At 62.7% G+C, this 20,042-nt stretch carries 18 protein-coding genes; all 18 read left to right on the top strand.

The annotated features are described in order from the left end of the window. Positions 1-42 precede the first annotated feature (42 nt). The 18 genes from N430_RS03215 (at position 43) to N430_RS03300 (ending at position 20,016) form a co-directional block, all read left to right on the top strand. Positions 43-1,404, top strand: a complete 1,362-nt coding sequence (locus N430_RS03215; RefSeq protein WP_110632723.1) for an aspartate aminotransferase family protein — start codon at positions 43-45, stop codon at positions 1,402-1,404. 169 nt (positions 1,405-1,573) lie between these two features. Next, positions 1,574-2,671 (top strand): polyamine ABC transporter substrate-binding protein, encoded by a 1,098-nt coding sequence (locus N430_RS03220; protein WP_110632726.1) that lies wholly within the window; start codon positions 1,574-1,576, stop codon positions 2,669-2,671. 174 nt (positions 2,672-2,845) lie between these two features. Next, positions 2,846-3,940, top strand: coding sequence for a polyamine ABC transporter substrate-binding protein (locus N430_RS03225; protein ID WP_110632729.1), 1,095 nt, complete (start codon positions 2,846-2,848; stop codon positions 3,938-3,940). A 70-nt stretch (positions 3,941-4,010) separates the two neighbouring features. Then, a complete protein-coding gene (locus N430_RS03230) occupies positions 4,011-5,153 on the top strand; it encodes an ABC transporter ATP-binding protein (RefSeq protein WP_110632732.1) in 1,143 nt (380 codons plus the stop codon). A gap of 35 nt (positions 5,154-5,188) precedes the next feature. Next, positions 5,189-6,070: an ABC transporter permease subunit gene (locus tag N430_RS03235; protein WP_178083369.1), complete on the top strand. Its 882-nt coding sequence runs from the start codon at positions 5,189-5,191 to the stop codon at positions 6,068-6,070. Continuing rightward, positions 6,067-6,960, top strand: coding sequence for an ABC transporter permease subunit (locus tag N430_RS03240; RefSeq protein ID WP_110632738.1), 894 nt, complete (start codon positions 6,067-6,069; stop codon positions 6,958-6,960). The genes N430_RS03235 and N430_RS03240 overlap by 4 nt, the downstream gene beginning before the upstream one ends. A 432-nt stretch (positions 6,961-7,392) precedes the next feature. After that, the gene (locus N430_RS03245; protein WP_110632741.1) at positions 7,393-8,481 is read left to right on the top strand and encodes an efflux RND transporter periplasmic adaptor subunit; all 1,089 of its coding nucleotides are present in this window, start codon (positions 7,393-7,395) and stop codon (positions 8,479-8,481) included. Continuing rightward, complete coding sequence (locus N430_RS03250; protein WP_110632743.1) at positions 8,478-9,542, top strand: efflux RND transporter periplasmic adaptor subunit; 1,065 nt, start codon at positions 8,478-8,480, stop codon at positions 9,540-9,542. Before N430_RS03245 ends, N430_RS03250 begins: the two co-directional genes overlap by 4 nt. Beyond that, on the top strand, positions 9,539-12,604 hold the full coding sequence (locus tag N430_RS03255; RefSeq protein WP_110632747.1) for an efflux RND transporter permease subunit: 3,066 nt from the start codon (positions 9,539-9,541) through the stop codon (positions 12,602-12,604). Before N430_RS03250 ends, N430_RS03255 begins: the two co-directional genes overlap by 4 nt. 238 nt (positions 12,605-12,842) lie before the next feature. Continuing rightward, positions 12,843-13,025, top strand: coding sequence for a sulfur starvation response protein OscA (oscA, locus tag N430_RS03260; protein ID WP_110632750.1), 183 nt, complete (start codon positions 12,843-12,845; stop codon positions 13,023-13,025). A 50-nt stretch (positions 13,026-13,075) separates the two neighbouring features. Then, positions 13,076-14,083 (top strand): sulfate ABC transporter substrate-binding protein, encoded by a 1,008-nt coding sequence (locus N430_RS03265; RefSeq protein ID WP_110632752.1) that lies wholly within the window; start codon positions 13,076-13,078, stop codon positions 14,081-14,083. Positions 14,084-14,288: 205 nt separating this feature from the next. After that, positions 14,289-15,107, top strand: coding sequence for a sulfate ABC transporter permease subunit CysT (cysT, locus tag N430_RS03270; protein WP_103446160.1), 819 nt, complete (start codon positions 14,289-14,291; stop codon positions 15,105-15,107). A gap of 10 nt (positions 15,108-15,117) precedes the next feature. Further along, positions 15,118-15,990, top strand: a complete 873-nt coding sequence (cysW, locus tag N430_RS03275; protein ID WP_085676373.1) for a sulfate ABC transporter permease subunit CysW — start codon at positions 15,118-15,120, stop codon at positions 15,988-15,990. A gap of 3 nt (positions 15,991-15,993) precedes the next feature. Beyond that, complete coding sequence (locus N430_RS03280) at positions 15,994-16,983, top strand: sulfate/molybdate ABC transporter ATP-binding protein (protein ID WP_054885475.1); 990 nt, start codon at positions 15,994-15,996, stop codon at positions 16,981-16,983. Positions 16,984-17,314: 331 nt separating this feature from the next. Further along, a complete protein-coding gene (locus N430_RS03285; RefSeq protein ID WP_110632756.1) occupies positions 17,315-18,103 on the top strand; it encodes an energy transducer TonB in 789 nt (262 codons plus the stop codon). A 29-nt stretch (positions 18,104-18,132) separates the two neighbouring features. Then, a complete protein-coding gene (locus tag N430_RS03290; protein WP_110632759.1) occupies positions 18,133-18,852 on the top strand; it encodes a MotA/TolQ/ExbB proton channel family protein in 720 nt (239 codons plus the stop codon). 1 nt (position 18,853) lies between these two features. Then, on the top strand, positions 18,854-19,255 hold the full coding sequence (locus tag N430_RS03295; protein WP_054885478.1) for a biopolymer transporter ExbD: 402 nt from the start codon (positions 18,854-18,856) through the stop codon (positions 19,253-19,255). Between the two features lie 179 nt (positions 19,256-19,434). Beyond that, positions 19,435-20,016: an alpha/beta hydrolase gene (locus N430_RS03300; protein WP_110632763.1), complete on the top strand. Its 582-nt coding sequence runs from the start codon at positions 19,435-19,437 to the stop codon at positions 20,014-20,016. Positions 20,017-20,042 lie beyond the last annotated feature (26 nt).

Here is a 20,042-nt window from a genome sequence, read left to right on the forward strand (position 1 = left end):
CCCTGAGGCCGCTGGTGCGGCCGCCGGAAAATGGAGAGGCACATGAGCGTCAACAACCCGCAAACCCGTGAATGGCAAAACCTGAGCGGCGAGCACCACCTTGCACCCTTCTCTGACTACAAGCAGTTGAAGGAGAAGGGGCCGCGCATCATTACCAAGGCGCAGGGTGTGCATTTGTGGGACAGCGAGGGGAACAAGATCCTCGACGGCATGGCCGGCCTGTGGTGCGTGGCGGTCGGCTATGGCCGTGAAGAACTGGTGCAGGCGGCAGAAAAGCAGATGCGCGAGCTGCCGTATTACAACCTGTTCTTTCAGACCGCTCACCCGCCAGCCCTGGAGCTGGCCAAGGCGATCACCGACGTGGCGCCGGAAGGCATGACCCATGTGTTCTTCACCGGCTCCGGCTCCGAAGGCAACGACACCGTGCTGCGCATGGTCCGCCACTACTGGGCGCTGAAGGGCAAGCCGCACAAGCAGACCATGATCGGCCGCATCAACGGCTACCACGGCTCCACCTTCGCCGGTGCGTGCCTGGGTGGCATGAGCGGCATGCACGAGCAGGGCGGCCTGCCGATCCCGGGCATCGTGCATATTCCGCAGCCTTACTGGTTCGGCGAAGGCGGTGACATGAGCCCGGACGAGTTCGGCGTCTGGGCTGCCGAGCAACTGGAGAAGAAGATCCTCGAAGTCGGCGAAGACAACGTCGCGGCCTTCATTGCCGAGCCGATCCAGGGCGCCGGCGGGGTGATCATTCCGCCGGAAACCTACTGGCCAAAGGTCAAGGAGATCCTCGCCAAGTACGACATCCTGTTCGTCGCCGACGAAGTGATCTGCGGTTTCGGCCGCACCGGCGAGTGGTTCGGCTCCGACTACTACGATCTCAAACCTGACCTGATGACCATCGCCAAGGGTCTCACCTCCGGTTACATCCCCATGGGGGGTGTGATCGTGCGTGACAAGGTGGCCAAGGTGCTCAGCGAAGGCGGCGACTTCAACCACGGCTTCACCTACTCCGGTCACCCGGTGGCGGCTGCGGTGGGCCTGGAAAACCTGCGCATCCTGCGCGACGAGAAGATCGTCGAGAAGGCGCGCACGGAAGTGGCACCCTACTTGCAGAAACGTCTGCGTGAGCTGCAGGACCACCCGCTGGTGGGCGAGGTACGCGGCCTGGGCATGCTCGGTGCCATCGAACTGGTCAAGGACAAGGCGACCCGCAGCCGTTACGAGGGCAAAGGTGTCGGCATGGTCTGCCGCAACTTCTGCTTCGAGAACGGCCTGATCATGCGCGCGGTGGGCGACACCATGATCATCGCCCCGCCGCTGGTAATCAGCCATGCCGAAGTGGATGAACTGGTGGAAAAGGCGCGCAAATGCCTCGATTTGACCCTTGAGGCGATTCGATAAGCGTTTGCTAGGCTAGCGATGTGACATTAAGTCGTTACAAGGCCCTGCTTTCCTTGAAACAGAGCCTTGTAACTTGCCAGACTAGCGGTTGTTTCAGTCGCCGCGCGCTCTGCACCGTGGGTTCTGGCTGCTGGACAGTTGCTAACATAAAAATTCTGGAGCATTACGCATGAATAAAATGGGCAAAACGTTGCTGGCCGCCGCCCTGATGGGTGGCATGGCTACCGCTGTTCACGCTGACGATACCGTGTTGAACGTCTACAACTGGTCGGACTACATCGCTCCGGACACCATCGCCAAGTTCGAGAAGCAGACCGGTATCAAGGTCAAGTACGACGTCTTCGACAGCAACGAAACCCTGGAGGCCAAACTGCTGGCCGGCAAGTCGGGCTACGACATCGTCGTGCCTTCGAACAACTTCCTGGCCAAGCAGATCAAGGCCGGCGTCTACGAGGAGCTGGACCGCTCCAAGCTGCCTAACTGGAAGAACCTCGACAAGGACCTGCTCAAGGCCGTCGGCGACGCCAGCGACAAGGACAACAAGCACGCCTTCCCGTACATGTGGGGCTCGATCGGCATCGGCTACAACCCGGAGAAGGTCAAGGCCGCACTGGGCGTCGACCACATCGACTCGTGGGATGTGGTGTTCAAGCCTGAGAACATCGCCAAGCTCAAGAGCTGCGGCGTGAGCTTCCTGGATGCCCCGACCGAAATGCTCCCGGCCGCGCTGCACTACCTGGGCAAGCCGACCAACAGCACCAGCAAGGAAGACCTGAAGGCCGCCGAAGACCTGTTCCTCAAGGTCCGTCCTTCGATCACCTACTTCCACTCGTCCAAGTACATCGGCGACCTGGCCAACGGCAACATCTGCGTAGCCGTCGGTTACTCGGGTGACGTCGAGCAAGCCAAGGCACGTGCCCACGAAGCTGGCGACAAGGTCAAAGTGGACTACATCATTCCGAAAGAAGGTGCCGGTACCTTCTACGACATGGTCGCCATCCCTAAGGATGCCGAGCACAAGGACGCTGCCTACAAGTTCATGGACTTCCTGATGCAGCCGGAAGTCATGGCTGAAATCACCAACGCCGTGCGCTTCCCGAACGGCAACGAGGCCGCTACTCCGTTGGTCGACAAGGCCATCACCAGCGACCCGAGCATCTATCCGCCAGCTGATGTGAAGAAACAGCTGTACGCAATTGCTGCACCGGATGCCAAGGTCCAGCGTGACATCACCCGTAGCTGGACCAAGATCAAGTCGGGCAAATAACCCCGATGCGTGACCTCTGGGCCGGGGTTTTCCGGCCCAGAGCCAGTGAATGGCAATTGATGATTGCGGCATCGAAGCTGCGCAGGTAAGTTGCGCGCCGGTTTTGAGTGCGCGGCAACGCTTGTACCCAATAAGTACGCCGTCACCAAGGCACTGATTGTGAGGACCACCCACTTGTCTATTTCTGTATTACGCAAGGCCTTGATGGCTGGAGCGGGCCTGACGCTGGCATGCAGCGTCCAAGCGGCGCCTACGGTGCACTTCTACAACTGGTCGGACTATATCGGCCCGAACACCCTCGCGGACTTCGAGAAAGCAACGGGCATCAAGCCCGTGCAGGACGTCTTCGATTCCAACGAAACCCTGGAAGGCAAACTGCTGGCCGGCAACACCGGCTATGACGTGGTCGTGCCGTCCAACCATTTCCTCGGCAAGCAGATCAAGGCGGGCGCGTTCCAGAAGCTCGACAAGAACCTGCTGCCCAACTATTCCAACCTGGACCCGGCGCTGATGAAGCGCCTGGAAAAGAACGACCCGGGCAACCAGTACGCCGTGCCTTACCTGTGGGGCACCAACGGCATCGGTTACAACGTCGACAAGGTCAAGGCCGCGCTGGGCGTGGACAAGATCGACTCCTGGGCCGTGCTGTTCGAACCCGAGAACATGAAGAAGCTCTCCAAGTGCGGTGTGGCCTTCCTCGACTCGGCGGACGAAATGCTCCCGGCGGTGCTCAACTACATGGGGCTCAACCCCAACAGCACCGACCCCAAGGATTACGCCAAGGCCGAACAGAAGCTGCTGGCCGTACGCCCGTACGTGACCTACTTCCACTCGTCCAAGTACATCACCGACCTGGCCAACGGCGACATCTGCGTCGCGGCAGGTTTCTCGGGTGATGTGTTCCAGGCCAAGGCCCGCGCCATCGAGGCGAAGAAGGGCGTGAACCTGGCCTACGCCATTCCCAAGGAAGGCGGCAACCTCTGGTTCGACGTGCTGGCGATCCCCAAGGACGCCAAGAACGTCAAGGAGGCCCACGCCTTCATCAACTATTTGCTGAAACCTGAGGTTATCGCCCAGGTCAGTGATTACGTCGGTTACGCCAACCCGAACCCCAAGGCTGGCGACCTGATGGACCAGGCCGTGAGGACTGACGCTGCGGTTTACCCACCGCAGGAAGTGCTGGACAAGATGTTCGTGAATTCAGAGTTGCCGCCCAAGGTGCAGCGTCTGATGACCCGTAGCTGGACCAAGGTCAAGTCGGGCAAGTAATTATCCAGACCCGCTGCGGTACCTGAACACAGGCCGCGCGGGCACAAAAATCTTGTTGGGAGTTTCACTCATGGCAGTTGCCTCCGGTGCCTATAAAAAAGCCCTCGAGGGTGGCCAGCAACCCAAGCAGGTGCTGGTCAAGATCGACCGGGTTACAAAAAAATTCGACGAAACGGTCGCCGTGGACGATGTGTCCCTGGAAATCCGCAAAGGCGAGATCTTCGCCCTGCTGGGTGGCTCCGGTTCCGGCAAATCGACCTTGCTGCGTATGCTGGCCGGCTTCGAGCGCCCGACTGAAGGGCGGATCTTCCTCGACGGCGTCGACATCACCGATATGCCGCCGTACGAGCGGCCGATCAACATGATGTTCCAGTCCTACGCGCTGTTCCCGCACATGACCGTGGCGCAGAACATCGCCTTCGGCCTGCAGCAGGACAAGATGCCCAAGGCCGAGATCGACGCCCGCGTGGCCGAGATGCTCAAGCTGGTGCACATGACCCAGTACGCCAAGCGCAAGCCGCACCAGCTCTCCGGTGGCCAGCGCCAGCGGGTGGCCCTGGCCCGTTCCCTGGCCAAGCGCCCCAAGCTGCTGCTGCTCGACGAGCCGATGGGCGCGCTGGACAAGAAACTGCGTTCGCAGATGCAGCTGGAACTGGTGGAAATCATCGAGCGCGTAGGCGTGACCTGCGTGATGGTGACCCACGACCAGGAAGAGGCCATGACCATGGCCCAGCGCATCGCCATCATGCACCTGGGCTGGATCGCCCAGATCGGCTCGCCGGTGGATATCTACGAGACCCCGACCAGCCGCCTGGTGTGCGAATTCATCGGTAACGTCAACCTGTTCGATGGTGAAGTGGTCGACGACGCCGAAGGCCACGCGATCATTGCCAGCCCGGAACTGGAGCGCAAGATCTACGTCGGCCACGGCATCACCACCTCGGTGGAAGACAAGCACATCACCTACGCCTTGCGCCCGGAAAAGATGCTGGTCACCTCCCAGCAGCCGACCTGCGAGCACAACTGGTCGCGCGGCAAGGTTCACGACATCGCCTACCTGGGCGGCCACTCGGTGTTCTACGTCGAGCTGCCGAGCGGCAAGATCGTCCAGTCGTTCGTCGCCAACACCGAACGCCAGGGCGCCCGCCCGACCTGGGGCGATGAAGTGTACGTGTGGTGGGAAGACGACAGCGGCGTGGTACTGCGGTCATGAAACCTCGCAAGCTCAAGCGAGCCTTCCAGCGCCTTATCCCGGAGGGACGGCACCTGGTGATCGGCGTGCCGTTCATCTGGCTGTTCCTGTTCTTCATGCTGCCGTTCTTCATCGTGTTGAAGATCAGCTTCGCCGAAGCCGACGTGGCGATCCCGCCGTATACCGAGATCTACACCTACGTCGAAGACAAGATCCAGTTGGTGCTCAACCTGGCCAACTATGGCCTGCTGACCGAGGATGAGCTGTACATCTCGGCCTATCTGGGCTCGTTGAAGATGGCCTTCTTCAGCACCCTGCTGTGCCTGCTGATCGGCTACCCGATGGCCTACGCCATCGCCAACGCCAAGAAGGAGACCCAGACGGTCCTGCTGCTGCTGATCATGATGCCGACCTGGACCGCGATCCTGATCCGCGTCTATGCCTGGATGGGCATCCTCAGCAACAACGGGCTGCTCAACGGTTTCCTGCTGTGGACTGGCTTGATCGATCAGCCATTGCAGATCCTCAACACCAACCTGGCGGTATACATCGGCGTGGTCTATTCGTACCTGCCGTTCATGATCCTGCCGTTGTTCGCCAACCTGGTGAAGCACGACCAGAGCCTGCTCGAAGCCGCATCGGACCTGGGTTCTAGCACCTTCAACAGCTTCTGGAAGATCACCGTGCCGCTGTCGAAGAACGGCATCATTGCCGGTTGCATGCTGGTGTTCATCCCGGTGGTGGGCGAGTTCGTGATTCCTGAACTGCTCGGCGGCCCGGAAACCCTGATGATCGGTAAAGTGCTGTGGCAGGAATTCTTCAACAACCGTGACTGGCCGGTGGCATCTGCCCTGGCGGTGGTGATGCTGGCGATCCTGATCGTGCCGATCCTGCTGTTCAACCGCAGCCAGGCCAAAGAAATGGAGGGCAGAGCATGAAGCGCTTCAGTTTTTCCAAGCTGATGCTGGTGCTCGGCTTGCTGTTCATCTACCTGCCGATGCTGATCCTGGTGATCTACTCGTTCAACGCCTCCAAGCTGGTGACGGTATGGGGCGGCTGGTCGGTGAAGTGGTATGTCGGCCTGCTCGACAACACCCAGCTGATGGGTTCGGTGATGCGCTCGCTGGAAATCGCCTGCTACACGGCGGTGGCTGCCGTGGCGCTGGGTACCCTGGCGGCCTTCGTGCTGACCCGGGTCACCCGCTTCAAGGGCCGCACGCTGTTCGGCGGCCTGGTCACCGCACCGTTGGTAATGCCCGAGGTGATCACCGGCCTGTCGCTGTTGCTGCTGTTCGTGGCCATGGCGCAGATGATCGGCTGGCCGCAGGAGCGTGGCATCGTCACCATCTGGATCGCCCACACCACGTTCTGCGCGGCGTATGTGGCGGTAGTGGTGTCGGCTCGCCTGCGTGAGCTGGACCTGTCGATCGAGGAAGCGGCGATGGACCTGGGTGCCAAGCCGTGGAAGGTGTTCTTCCTGATCACCATCCCGATGATCGCGCCGTCGCTGGCGGCGGGCGGCATGATGTCGTTCGCCCTGTCGCTGGATGACCTGGTACTGGCCAGCTTCGTGTCCGGCCCGGGTTCGACCACCTTGCCGATGGAAGTGTTCTCGGCAGTGCGTCTGGGCGTGAAGCCAGAGATCAACGCCGTGGCCAGCCTGATTCTGCTGTCGGTGTCGTTGGTGACCTTCTTCGTCTGGTTCTTCAGCCGCCGTGCCGAAGAGCGTCGTCGCAAGGCGATTCAGCAGGCGATCGAAGAGGGCGCGGCGGCGAATGCCTCGCAGCCACAGGTCAAGCGCCCGACTCAGGTTGCTGCTTCGGCCTGATCTTGAGGGCACCCTGCAGGGCTTTGGCTCTGTGGGGTGTCTGGTGCCTGCCTCAACATCTTCAGCGCTTGTGAAACCGAGCGCCGCCCGCGCGGCGCATCGCGAGCTGTGCTCGCTCCTACGTTTGTTTCTGGCCAGTAACGTCTGTGACAGACGCGCGCGGCCGCCTTGTTTGTACGACGCGAAACCGAGCCATGCACCAAGGCGTTCGCGCGCAAATCCCGCAGGAGTAATTGGCCCGAAACAAACGTAGGAGCGAGCACAGCTCGCGATGCGCCGCGCGGGCGGCGCTCGGATTCACAGGCGCCAAAAATGTCACGGCATGCACCAACACCCTCCCATACCTGACGCCAGTCAGTGCCGTTTATCCAACCCTGAACTACGCTGACACTCGCATTCCACGATTCATTTGCGCGCAAGCAAGGAGCCTGCATGACGTTGATACGTCCGCTGTTGGTCGTTTGCCTGGGGCTGTTGTCCCTGTTGTCAGGCTGTAGCAAGGAAGAAACCACCGAAACACTGCCAAGGGTTGGCGTACAACAGGTTTCCCCCACCGATTTCGCCGCCAGGGTCACCCTGACCGGCGACGTGCAGGCGCGGGTGCAGACCGACCTGTCGTTCCGCGTGGGTGGCAAGATCATTTCCCGTAGCGTCGATGTCGGGGATCACGTCAAGGCCAACCAGGTATTGGCGCGGCTCGACCCGAAAGACCTGCAGAACAATGTCGACTCGGCCAAGGCCGAGGTGTTCGCTGCCCAGGCGCGGGTCACCCAGACCAGCGCCGCCTTCGTGCGCCAGCAGAAACTGCTGCCCAAGGGCTATACCAGCCAGAGCGAATACGATTCCGCCGAGGCCGCACTGCGCAGCGACCAGAGCGCGCTCAAGGCTGCCCAGGCGGAACTGGCCGATGCCAATGAGCAATTGGGCTATACCGCGCTGGTGTCCGAAGCCGATGGCGTGATCACCGCGCGCCAGGCCGAGGTCGGCCAGGTGGTGCAGGCGACCATGCCGATCTTCAGCCTGGCCCGCGACGGCGACCGCGATGCGGTGTTCAACGTCTACGAGTCACTGCTGGTGGCGCCGCCGAGCGACGTCGGTGTCATCGTGAGCTTGCTGGACGACCCCAAAGTCCAGGCCCACGGTTTTGTCCGCGAGATCACCCCTACCGTGTCGGCACAAAGCGGCACCGTACAGGTCAAGGTGGGGCTCAAGGACGTGCCACCGGGCATGCAGCTGGGTGCGCCGGTCACTGCCAGCACCAATGCGGTGGGGCGGCCAAGCATCGAGCTGCCGTGGTCGGCGCTGACCAAGGCGCTGCACGAGCCGGCAGTCTGGGTGGTGGGCGAGGGCGACAAGGTCGAATTGCGCAAGGTTGAAGTCAGCCGCTACCTGACCGGCAAGATCGTGGTCGCCAGCGGCCTGAAGGCTGGTGAGACCGTGGTGGTGGTCGGTAGCCAGCTGCTGCACCCCGGCATGCAGGTACAGAAGGTCGATGCCAAGACTGAGGGGGGGGAGCTATGAAGCGCCTGCTGATACTGTCGGCCGGCCTGCTGCTGGCTGCCTGCGGTGCTGAGGAAGAAGCGCCCGAGCCGATCCGGCCAGTGCTGTCGGTGAAGGTGGAACCCCAGGTGCAGTCGCAGCTTGGCCGCTTCGCTGGCGTTATCCAGGCGCGCTTTGAAAGTACCTTGGGCTTCCGGGTTGGCGGGCGCATTGCCCGGCGTTGGCTGGATGTGGGCGCCCAGGTGAAGCCAGGCGACACCCTGGCCACGCTTGACCCCACCGACCAGCAGAACCAGCTGCGCGCCGCCGAAGGCGACCTGGCCAAGGTGCAGGCGCAGTGGATCAATGCCCAGGCCGATGCCCGCCGCCAGCAACAGCTGTACGACCGCGGCGTGGGCGCCCAGGCCCAGCTGGACATTGCCCAGACCAACCTGAAAACCACCCGCGCAGCACTGGAACAGGCGCGCTCTGCGCTTAGCCAGGCCCGTGACCAGCTCGACTACAGCACCCTGCGCACCGACCATGCCGCGGTGATCACGGCTTGGCAGGCCGAAGCCGGGCAAACCGTTACCGCAGGCCAGTCTGTGGTCACCCTGGCCCGGCCGGACGTGAAAGAGGCCGTGATTGACTTGCCCATCGGCCTGGCCGAGCAGTTGAACAAAGACCTGACCTTCACCGTCGCCTCGCAACTCGACCCGACCATCAACACCACGGCCACCCTGCGCGAACTGGAGCCCCAGGCCGATGCCGCCACCCGTACCCGCCGCGCCCGGCTGACCCTGGCGAGCACACCCGCCGCCTTCCACCTGGGTACTGCAATCAGTGTGACCCTGAGCTCGCAAGTGTCCCCGCGCAGCGAGCTGCCGTTGAGTGCCTTGTTGGAGCGTGACGGCAAGACCCAGGTCTGGGTGATCGACACCCAGCAGAAAACCGTAGGTACCCGCGACGTCACCCTGATCGACCGCACTGACGACAGCATCGTCCTGGCCGCGGGCGTACAGCCGGGCGAGCGCGTGGTGACGGCGGGCGTGAACAGCCTCAAGCCTGGCCAGAAGGTCACCTTCGACGAGGATGCGCAATGAAAGGAAGCTTCAACCTGTCCGAATGGGCACTCAAGCATCAATCGTTCGTCTGGTACCTGATGTTCGTCGGCCTGCTGATGGGCATTTTCTCGTACTTCAACCTCGGCCGTGAGGAAGACCCGTCTTTCACCATCAAGACCATGGTGATCCAGACCCGCTGGCCGGGCGCGACCCAGGACGAAACCCTCTACCAGGTCACCGACCGTATCGAGAAGAAGCTCGAAGAGCTGGATTCCCTCGACTACACCAAGAGCTACACCCGACCGGGCGAGTCGACGGTGTACGTGTACCTGCGCGACACCACCAAGGCCAAGGACATCCCGCAAATCTGGTACCAAGTGCGCAAGAAGATCCAGGACATCCGCGGCCAGTTCCCGCAGGGTATCCAGGGGCCCGGGTTCAACGACGAATTCGGCGACGTGTTCGGTTCGATCTACGCCTTCACCGCCGACGGCCTGACCCTGCGTCAGCTGCGTGACTACGTGGAACAGGCGCGCGCCGAGGTGCGTGATGTGCCCAACATCGGCAAGATCGAGCTGGTCGGCACCCAGGACGAAGTGCTGTACCTGAACTTCTCGACCCGCAAACTGGCAGCCCTGGGCATCGATCAGCGCCAGGTCATGCAGGCCCTGCAACAGCAGAACGCGGTGACCCCGGCCGGGGTGATCGAAGCTGGCCCTGAGCGTATTTCGGTGCGCACAACCGGGCAGTTCGCCTCGGAAAAGGACCTGCAAACCGTCAACCTCAAGATCAACGATCGCTTCTTCCGCCTGGCCGACATCGCCGACATCCAGCGCGGCTACGTCGACCCACCATCACCGATGTTCCGCTACAACGGCCAGACCGCCATCGGCCTGGCCATCGGCATGAAGGCCGGCGGCAACATGCAGGTTTTTGGCGCGGCGCTGAAAAAGCGCATGGACCGGGTGATTGAAGACTTGCCGGTCGGCGTTGGCGTCCACACCGTGTCGGACCAGGCCGTGGTGGTCAAGCAGGCGGTCGGCGGCTTCACCAGCGCGCTGTTCGAAGCGGTGGTGATCGTGCTGGCGGTGAGCTTCGTCAGCCTGGGTATGCGCGCCGGCCTGGTGGTGGCCTGTTCGATCCCGCTGGTGCTGGCGATGGTGTTCGTGTTCATGGAATACAGCGGCATCACCATGCAGCGGATTTCGCTGGGTGCGCTGATCATCGCCCTCGGCCTGCTGGTGGATGACGCGATGATCACCGTCGAGGTGATGGTCACGCGCCTGGAAATGGGCGAGAGCAAGGAGCAGGCGGCTACGTTCGCCTATACCTCGACGGCGTTCCCCATGCTGACCGGTACCTTGGTGACCGTGGCCGGCTTCGTGCCCATCGGCCTTAACGCCAGTTCCGCGGGCGAGTACACTTACACGTTGTTCGCGGTGATCGCGGTGGCGCTGATGGTGTCGTGGGTGGTGGCGGTGTTCTTCGCCCCGGTGCTGGGCGTGCACATTCTCAGCAGCTCCAAGCTCAAGGCCCATGAAGCCGAGCCAGGGCGCGTCGGCCGTGCCTTCGAGCATGGCCTGCTGTGGTGCATGCGCAACCGTTGGCTGACCATTATCGGCACCATACTGCTGTTTGCCCTGGCAATCTTCTGCGAGCGCTTCGTGCAGAACCAGTTCTTCCCGTCATCGGACCGCCCGGAGATTCTCGTCGACCTCAACCTGCCGCAGAACGCCTCGATCGAGGAAACCCGCAAGGTGGTCGATCGCTTCGAGGCCCGCATCAAGGACGATCCGGACCTGGTGAGCTGGAGCACCTACATTGGCCAGGGTGCCATTCGCTTCTACCTGCCCCTCGACCAGCAGTTGCAGAACCCGTACTACGCGCAGCTGGTGATCGTCAGCAAGGGCTTCGAAGAGCGCAAGGGCATGATGGAGCGGCTGCAGAAGATCCTCCATGAAGACTTCGTCGGCATCGGCGTCAACGTGCAGTCGCTGGAGATGGGCCCGCCAGTAGGCCGGCCGATCCAGTATCGGGTCAGCGGCGCCAATATCGACGAGGTGCGCAAGCACGCCATCGACCTGGCCACCTTGCTCGACCAGAACGAGCACATCGGCGAGATGATCTACGACTGGAACGAGCCCGGTAAGGTGCTGCGGGTGGAAATTGCCCAGGACAAGGCGCGTCAGCTGGGGTTGTCGTCGGAAGACGTGGCCAACGTGATGAACAGCATCGTCAGCGGGGTGAACATCACTCAGGTCAACGACAACATCTACCTGGTCAACGTGGTCGCCCGCGCCGAGGACAGCGAGCGGGGCTCGCCCGATACCCTGCAGAACCTGCAGATCCTCACTCCCAGCGGTACCTCGATCCCGCTGCTGTCGTTCGCCACCGTACGTTACGAGCTGGAGCAACCGTTGGTGTGGCGCCGCGACCGCAAACCGACCATCACCATCAAGGCCTCGGTCAACGGCGATATCCAGCCCACCGACCTGGTGGCTCAGCTCAAGCCGAAGATCGACGAGTTCGCCAGCAAGCTGCCAGTGGGCTTCGAAGTGGCCACCGGCGGTACCGTGGAGGAGAGCGCCAAGGCCCAGGGGCCGATCCGCAAGGTCATTCCGTTGATGCTGTTCCTCATGGCGACCTTCCTGATGATCCAGCTGCACAGTGTGCAGAAGCTGTTCCTGGTGGTCAGCGTGGCACCGCTGGGGCTGATTGGCGTGGTGCTGGCGCTGGTGCCAACGGGTACGCCGATGGGCTTTGTGGCGATTCTCGGTATCCTGGCGCTGGCGGGCATCATCATTCGTAACTCGGTGATCCTGGTGACCCAGATCGACGAGTTCGAGGCCCAGGGCCTGTCGCCGTGGGATGCGGTGGTGGAGGCGACCAACCACCGGCGCCGGCCGATCCTGCTGACGGCAGCGGCAGCCAGCCTGGGCATGATCCCGATTGCCCGCGAGGTGTTCTGGGGGCCGATGGCCTACGCCATGATCGGCGGGATCATCGTCGCGACCCTGCTGACGCTGCTGTTCCTGCCGGCGCTGTACGTGGCCTGGTACAAGATCCGCGAGCCTGAAAACAGCACCAAAGCCCAACACTGAACCCTGTGGGAGCGGGCGTGCCCGCGAATGCGATGGTGGATTCACTACCGTATTCGCGGGCACGCCCGCTCCCACAGAGGCATTTGTCGCCCGCAAGATCATCAATTTATTTTGGTTATATAAACATTCTTAAATAGTATTTTTAAGAATAACTCCGCCTCACTACTATTGCCCTCAAGCCAGGCAATAAACCCCCTTCAAATCCCTGCCCGGCACCCTCACTCCAAGGAGAACGAGCATGAGTGCATCGCTGCGTAGCATCGACGGTCAGGACGAAGCCACCATTCTGCGTGAGATCCAGAGCGCCTTGCGCGACCTGCGTTTCGGTGCGGTGGAAATCACCGTGCACAACGCCCAGGTCGTGCAGATCGAACGCAAGGAGAAGTTCCGCCTGCAACAGCCTGGCAACAAGGCCAGCTGATTCGCGCCACAACATCCAAAACTAGAAAAATGCCAATCGGGAGCTTCACCATGTCCATCCGCCGTTATGCGCTCGCCGCTCTGGCCAGTGCTGTTTTTGCCGGTTCCGCCATCGCCAAGGACTACGAACTGCTGAACGTGTCCTACGACCCGACCCGTGAGCTGTACCAGCAGTACAACGCCGAGTTCATCAAGCACTGGCAACAGGCCCATCCGGGCGACAAGGTGAAGATCCAGCAATCCCACGGTGGCTCGGGCAAGCAGGGCCGTGCGGTGATCGACGGCCTGCGCGCCGACGTGGTGACCCTGGCCCTGGCCGGTGACATCGACGAAATCGCCAAGCTCGGCAAGACTCTGCCGGACAATTGGCAGACCCGCCTGCCAGACGCCAGCACCCCGTACACCTCGACCATCGTGTTCCTGGTGCGCAAGGGCAACCCGAAAGGCATCAAGGACTGGGGCGACCTGATCAAGAAGGACGTCTCGGTTATCACTCCCAACCCGAAAACCTCCGGTGGTGCCCGCTGGAACTTCCTCGCCGCCTGGGCCTACGGCCTGAAGACCGGCGGCAGTGAAGACAAGGCCAAGGCCTACGTGCAGGAGCTGTTCAAGCACGTGCCAGTGCTGGACACCGGCGCTCGCGGCTCGACCATCACCTTCGTCAACAACGGCCAGGGCGATGTGTTGCTGGCCTGGGAAAACGAAGCCTTCCTGGCGCTGAAGGAAGACGGTGGCGCCGACAAGTTCGACATCGTCGTACCGTCGCTGTCGATCCTCGCCGAGCCGCCCGTGGCAGTGGTCGACAAGAACGCCGAGAAGAAGGGCAATACCGAGATTGCCACCGAATACCTCAAGCACCTGTACAGCCCGGCCGGGCAGAAGATCGCCGCCGAGAACTTCTACCGCCCGCGTGACGAGAAAGTGGCTGCCGAATTTGGCAAGCAGTTCCCGAAACTGGACCTGGTGACCATCGACAAGGACTTCGGTGGCTGGAAGACTGCACAACCGAAGTTCTTCAATGATGGCGGTGTGTTCGACCAGATCTATCAGGCACAGTAAGGGCCAAGGAAAAGCGGGGGCTGCTGCGCAGCCCTTTCGCGACGCAAGGCCGCTCCCACAAAGAGCCGCGATACCCTCTGGGAACCGCGATCTCCTGTGGGAGCGGCCTTGCGTCGCGAAAGGGCCGCAAAGCGGCCCCAGGATTCAAAAGCCTGCACCGTCCCCGGATCATTAGCGGGCCAGGTGCGTTCAACCAGGGATATTTATGTCACGTCGCATTTCCCCCGTCATACCCGGCTTCGGGCTGACGCTGGGCTACACCTTGGTGTACCTCAGCCTGATCGTGCTGATACCGCTGGCGGCCATGTTCATCCATGCCTCGCAGCTCACCTTCGAGCAGTTCTGGAACGTCATCAGCGCGCCGCGGGTGATCGCCGCGCTCAAGCTGAGTTTCGGCACCGCCCTGTTCGCCGCCATCATCAACGGTGTGATCGGTACCCTGCTGGCCTGGGTGCTGGTGCGCTACACCTTCCCCGGGCGCAAGGTCATCGACGCGATGATCGACCTGCCGTTCGCCTTGCCCACCGCCGTTGCCGGTATTGCCCTGACCGCCCTGTACGCGCCTGCGGGCTGGGTTGGCCAGTTCGCCACCGACCTCGGTTTCAAGATCGCCTATACGCCGCTGGGCATCACCCTGGCGCTGACCTTCGTCACCCTGCCGTTCGTGGTGCGCACGGTGCAACCGGTGCTGGCGGATATCCCGCGTGAAGTCGAAGAGGCCGCTGCCTGCCTGGGCGCGAAACCGTTGCAGGTGTTCCGCCATATCCTCGCGCCAGCGCTGCTGCCTGCCTGGCTCACCGGTTTCGCCCTGGCCTTCGCCCGTGGCGTTGGCGAGTACGGTTCGGTGATCTTCATCGCCGGCAACATGCCGATGAAGACCGAGATCCTGCCGTTGCTGATCATGGTCAAGCTCGACCAGTACGACTACACCGGCGCCACTGCCATCGGCGTGTTGATGCTGGTGGTTTCCTTCATCCTGCTGCTGCTGATCAACCTGCTGCAGCGCCGCATCGAAACCCCTTGAAGGAGGCCGCATGTCCAGTTCAACCCTGAGTGCAAGCGCCGCCGCCAACGCCGCCCGGCGTGGCAGCGCCACCTCGCGGCGCGTCCTGATCGGCCTTGGCTGGCTGGTGTTTGCGCTGTTCCTGCTGCTGCCACTGGTGATCGTGGTGTCGCAGGCGCTGAAGAACGGTTTCGGCACCTTCTTCGAAGCGATCTTCGAGCCGGATGCCCTGTCGGCGCTCAAGCTCACCTTGCTTGCCGTGGTCATCTCGGTGCCGCTGAACCTGGTGTTCGGTGTCAGCGCCGCCTGGTGCGTGAGCAAGTACAGCTTCCGCGGCAAGAGCATCCTGGTGACCCTGATCGACCTGCCGTTCTCGGTGTCGCCGGTAATTGCCGGCCTGGTCTACGTGCTGATGTTCGGCGCGCAAGGCCTGTTCGGCCCATGGCTGCAGGACCACGACATTCAGATCGTGTTCGCCCTGCCGGGCATCGTTCTGGCGACCATTTTCGTCACCGTGCCGTTCGTGGCCCGTGAGCTGATCCCGCTGATGCAGGAACAGGGCACGCAGGAGGAGGAGGCCGCGCGCCTGCTCGGTGCCAACGGCTGGCAGATGTTCTGGCACGTGACCCTGCCGAACATCAAGTGGGGCCTGATCTACGGCGTGGTGCTGTGCACCGCGCGGGCCATGGGCGAGTTTGGCGCGGTGTCGGTGGTGTCGGGCCATATCCGTGGCGTGACCAACACCTTGCCGCTGCATGTGGAGATCCTCTACAACGAGTACAACCACGTCGCGGCCTTCAGCGTGGCCAGCCTGTTGCTGATCCTGGCGCTCTTCATCCTGCTGCTCAAGCAGTGGAGCGAGAACCGTATTAACCGCCTGCGCCACAGCGCCGCGGAGGAATGATTCATGTCGATCGAAGTTCGTAACGTCAGCAAGCGCTTCAACAGCTTCCAGGCCCTGAACGCCATCAACCTGGACATCAACAGCGGCGAGCTGGTGGCCCTGCTGGGCCCGTCCGGCTGCGGCAAGACCACCCTGCTGCGCATCATCGCCGGCCTGGAGACCCCGGACCAGGGCAACATCGTGTTCCATGGCGAGGACGTGTCCGGCCATGACGTGCGTGATCGCAACGTCGGTTTCGTGTTCCAGCACTACGCGCTGTTCCGCCACATGAGCGTGTTCGACAACGTCGCCTTCGGCCTGCGCATGAAGCCCAAGGGCGAGCGCCCGAGTGAAAGCAAGATCGCCGAGAAGGTCCACGAACTGCTGAACATGGTGCAGCTGGACTGGCTGTCCGACCGCTACCCCGAGCAGCTGTCCGGCGGCCAGCGCCAGCGAATCGCCCTGGCCCGTGCCCTGGCGGTGGAGCCCAAGGTGCTGCTGCTGGACGAGCCGTTCGGTGCGCTCGACGCCAAGGTGCGCAAGGAGCTGCGCCGCTGGCTGGCGCGGCTGCACGAGGACATCAACCTGACTTCGGTGTTCGTCACCCATGACCAGGAAGAAGCCATGGAAGTGGCCGACCGTATCGTGGTGATGAACAAGGGCGTGATCGAGCAGATCGGCTCGCCGGGCGAGGTGTACGAGAAGCCGGCCAACGATTTCGTCTACCACTTCCTTGGTGATTCCAACCGCCTGGCCTTGAGCGAGGGGCACCATGTGCTGTTCCGTCCGCACGAGGTATCGCTGTCGCGGCATGAGACCGAGGGCCACCATGCGGCCGAGGTGCGTGATATCCGGCCTTTGGGCGCCACTACGCGGGTGACCTTGAAGGTGGAAGGGCAGAGTGAGCTGATCGAGGCCGAAGTGGTCAAGGATCATGACAGCCTGACTGGGCTGGCGCGTGGGGAGACGCTGTTCTTCCGGCCGAAGGTCTGGCAGAAGGTGGCGGATATCTAAGCCGCTATGAGTGATGAGAACCCGGGCCTGGTCCCGGGTTTTTTATTGCCTCAAGCTTGACGCGGTTCCTGTAGGAGCGGGTTTACCCGCGATCGAGGGCGCAGCCCTCGCGGCAATCTGATGCCTTGCACGAATATTTCATATGCCCACAAAGCATCGCCCGATCGCCGCAAACCCACACCCCGCGAAACCCGCGGCCTAGAGCCAACCCGGCAAAATTAATATTCCAAAAAGCTCTAACTTTAATTTTAAACATTACTTTCAGAGATAAGTCCCTGCCCCCGATGATTCAGCCACACACCTGAATCAAGAACCCCCAGGAGTTTGATCAATGGGTAATGTCCAGTCGGCCGTCAGGGCCTACGACCAGCCATGGCGCCCGAGCCCGGGTGACCTGGTCGAGCTTGGACGGACGCTTCGCCTGCCACTGGGCCAGCTGCGCCTGCAACGCACCCCGGTCAGCGGCCTCAAGCGCCGTGACAAGCTGGCGCTGGGCCTGCTGGTGCTGGCCCTGCACGGCGCCGCCGCCTACTGGGTCAGCCAGGCGCCCACGCCCGCGCTGCCCGTGGTGCCGCCACAGATTCCACCCATGACCATCGAGTTTGCCGCGCCCGCGCCGCCGGTGGTGCAACCGCCACCCCCCGCGCCCGCACCGCCGGTGGTCGAGCCGCCGCCCCCGGTGATCGACGAGCTGGCCGCCAAACCCAAGCCAAAGCCTAAACCCGTGCCCAAGCCGGTCGCCAAGCAACCGCCGAAGCCACAGCCCAAGCCGGTCGAGGCGCCGCCGCCTGCTCCGGTTGCGGCCCCGGCGCCGCCTGCGCCACCTGCACCGGCCCCGGTCACGCCGCCATCGGCCAATGCCGCGTACCTGAAGAACCCGGCACCGGAGTACCCGCAGATGGCCCTGCGCCGTGGCTGGGAAGGCACTGTGCTGCTGCGCGTCGAGGTGCTGCCCAGCGGCAAGCCGGGGCAGATCCAGATCCAGCAAAGCAGCGGCCGCGATGCCCTCGATGCCGCCGCACTGGCCGCGGTCAAGCGCTGGAGCTTCGTCCCCGCCAAGCAGGGTGATGTGGCCCAGGCCGGCTGGGTCAGCGTGCCGATCGATTTCAAGCTTCGCTAACTTTTCGCAGAACACAGGAAGACATCATCATGAGCCTGCTGGCATCCCCCCTCGAATCCGTTGAAAGCGCAGTCATCTGGCTGCTGGTCGGTTTTTCCGTCGTCACCTGGGGCCTGGCCCTGGTCAAGGTCGCCCAGTTCGTGCGGCTGAAGAATCAGGACAAGCGCTTCCATCAGCAATTCTGGGCCGCATCGAGCCTCGACTCGGCGGCGGAACTTAGCCACGAGCTGCCTGGCCCGGCCGCCCGCGTCGCCCAGTCCGGTTACGCCGCGATTGCGGTCGGCGACACCCACGGCAATGACCTGAGCCACGCCATCAACCACCAGGACCGCCTCGAGCGCGCCCTGCGCCAGCAGATCGTGCGTGAACGCCGCTCGCTGGAAACCGGCCTGGCGGTGGTCGCCAGTATCGGCAGCACCTCGCCCTTCATCGGCCTGTTCGGCACCGTGTGGGGCATCATGGAAGCGCTCAAGGGCATCAGCGCGGCCGGTTCCGCCAGCCTGGAAACCGTGGCCGGGCCGATCGGTGCGGCGCTGGTCGCCACCGGTGTGGGCATCGCGGTCGCAGTGCCGGCGGTGCTGGTCTACAACTACTTCCTGCGCCGCCTCAAACTGACCGCGGCCGACCTCGATGACTTCGCCCACGACTTCTACAGCCTGGCGCAGAAGAGTGCCTTCCGCGTGCTGGTGCACCCGGCCGTGCACAAGGCCCAGGGTGGCTTCACCCAGCCGGTGAAGGAGGCGTCCTGACATGGCCTTTTCGACCCAGGACAGCGACGAAGTCCTCAGTGAAATCAACGTCACGCCGCTGGTGGACGTCATGCTGGTGCTGCTGGTGGTGTTCATCGTCACCGCGCCGCTGCTGACCAACGCCATCCCGATCAACCTGCCCAAGACCGAAGCCGTGGCCCCGGTGGAACAGAAAGACCCACTGGTGGTGAGCATCGACGGTGGCGGCAAACTGTTCATCAACAAGGACGAGATACAGCCGGACCTGCTGGAAAGCAACCTCAAGGCGGCCAAGGACAAGGACGCCGACGTGCGTGTGCAGCTGCAGGCCGACGATGGCGTGAACTATGGCGAAGTCGCGCGGGCCATGGCCGCGATCGAGCGCGCCGGGATCAGCAAACTGGCGGTAATAACTGCACGGTAATCTTCATCCTCTTCAGGCAAGTGCTTAGGGGCCACATCTCTTGGCAGGGGTTGGCCCTTTCTTTTGCCTGTCATCTTTGAGTTTTTTTGGTTATTAATAAATAGCTTCTTATTCCTTTACGAATATAACTGCCTCCCTATACTGGTCCCCAAGCACGCAAACTTACTGGAGGCGTCCCCATGCGCAATGAGTCGATTCGTTACCTGATTGTGCCGGGCTGGCAAGGATCGCCAGACAACCATTGGCAGAGTCACTGGCAGCGCACGCTGCCCAATAGCGCCCGGGTCGAGCAGCATGACTGGCTCACCCCACTGCGCCACGACTGGGTGCAGGCGCTGGAGCAGGCGATTGCCGCCGAGCGCTCGCCGGTGATTCTGATCGCGCACAGCCTGGGCTGCGTCACCGTCGCGCACTGGGCCGCACAGGCCAGCCCGGCCCTGCTGCGCCGGGTGCGCGGCGCATTGCTGGTGGCGCCGGCGGATGTCGAGCGGCCCACCTGCGCGCCGGCCTTGCGCAACTTCGCGCCGATCCCGTTGCAGGCGCTGCCGTTCCCCAGCCAGGTGGTCAGCTCTGACAACGATCCGGCAGTCAGCGTGCCGCGTGCCTTGTACCTGGCCCAGGCCTGGGGTGCCGAGGCGGGCCTGCTAAGCAATGCCGGGCACATCAACGTGAAGTCCGGCCACGAGCGCTGGGAACAAGGCTTCGCCTACCTGTATCGCCTGCAAAGCCGGGTCGAGCAGCGCGCATTGCGCCGCGCCTGATCGGCCCCGACCGTTCACCATTTGCC

It is taken from the genome of Pseudomonas sp. CC120222-01a (assembly GCF_003097235.1).
Classification (GTDB): domain Bacteria; phylum Pseudomonadota; class Gammaproteobacteria; order Pseudomonadales; family Pseudomonadaceae; genus Aquipseudomonas.

Excerpts from the sequence above, each read along its gene's own strand:
- N430_RS03265 (WP_110632752.1), top strand. The coding sequence starts at position 13,076 with ATGTCCATCCGCCGTTATGCGCTCGCCGCTCTGGCCAGTGCTGTTTTT.
- N430_RS03220 (WP_110632726.1), top strand. The coding sequence starts at position 1,574 with ATGAATAAAATGGGCAAAACGTTGCTGGCCGCCGCCCTGATGGGTGGC.
- cysW (WP_085676373.1), top strand. The coding sequence starts at position 15,118 with ATGTCCAGTTCAACCCTGAGTGCAAGCGCCGCCGCCAACGCCGCCCGG.
- N430_RS03295 (WP_054885478.1), top strand. The coding sequence starts at position 18,854 with ATGGCCTTTTCGACCCAGGACAGCGACGAAGTCCTCAGTGAAATCAAC.
- N430_RS03240 (WP_110632738.1), top strand. The coding sequence starts at position 6,067 with ATGAAGCGCTTCAGTTTTTCCAAGCTGATGCTGGTGCTCGGCTTGCTG.
- N430_RS03215 (WP_110632723.1), top strand. The coding sequence starts at position 43 with ATGAGCGTCAACAACCCGCAAACCCGTGAATGGCAAAACCTGAGCGGC.
- N430_RS03255 (WP_110632747.1), top strand. The coding sequence starts at position 9,539 with ATGAAAGGAAGCTTCAACCTGTCCGAATGGGCACTCAAGCATCAATCG.
- N430_RS03245 (WP_110632741.1), top strand. The coding sequence starts at position 7,393 with ATGACGTTGATACGTCCGCTGTTGGTCGTTTGCCTGGGGCTGTTGTCC.
- oscA (WP_110632750.1), top strand. The coding sequence starts at position 12,843 with ATGAGTGCATCGCTGCGTAGCATCGACGGTCAGGACGAAGCCACCATT.
- N430_RS03230 (WP_110632732.1), top strand. The coding sequence starts at position 4,011 with ATGGCAGTTGCCTCCGGTGCCTATAAAAAAGCCCTCGAGGGTGGCCAG.
- N430_RS03290 (WP_110632759.1), top strand. The coding sequence starts at position 18,133 with ATGAGCCTGCTGGCATCCCCCCTCGAATCCGTTGAAAGCGCAGTCATC.
- cysT (WP_103446160.1), top strand. The coding sequence starts at position 14,289 with ATGTCACGTCGCATTTCCCCCGTCATACCCGGCTTCGGGCTGACGCTG.
- N430_RS03280 (WP_054885475.1), top strand. The coding sequence starts at position 15,994 with ATGTCGATCGAAGTTCGTAACGTCAGCAAGCGCTTCAACAGCTTCCAG.
- N430_RS03285 (WP_110632756.1), top strand. The coding sequence starts at position 17,315 with ATGGGTAATGTCCAGTCGGCCGTCAGGGCCTACGACCAGCCATGGCGC.
- N430_RS03300 (WP_110632763.1), top strand. The coding sequence starts at position 19,435 with ATGCGCAATGAGTCGATTCGTTACCTGATTGTGCCGGGCTGGCAAGGA.
- N430_RS03250 (WP_110632743.1), top strand. The coding sequence starts at position 8,478 with ATGAAGCGCCTGCTGATACTGTCGGCCGGCCTGCTGCTGGCTGCCTGC.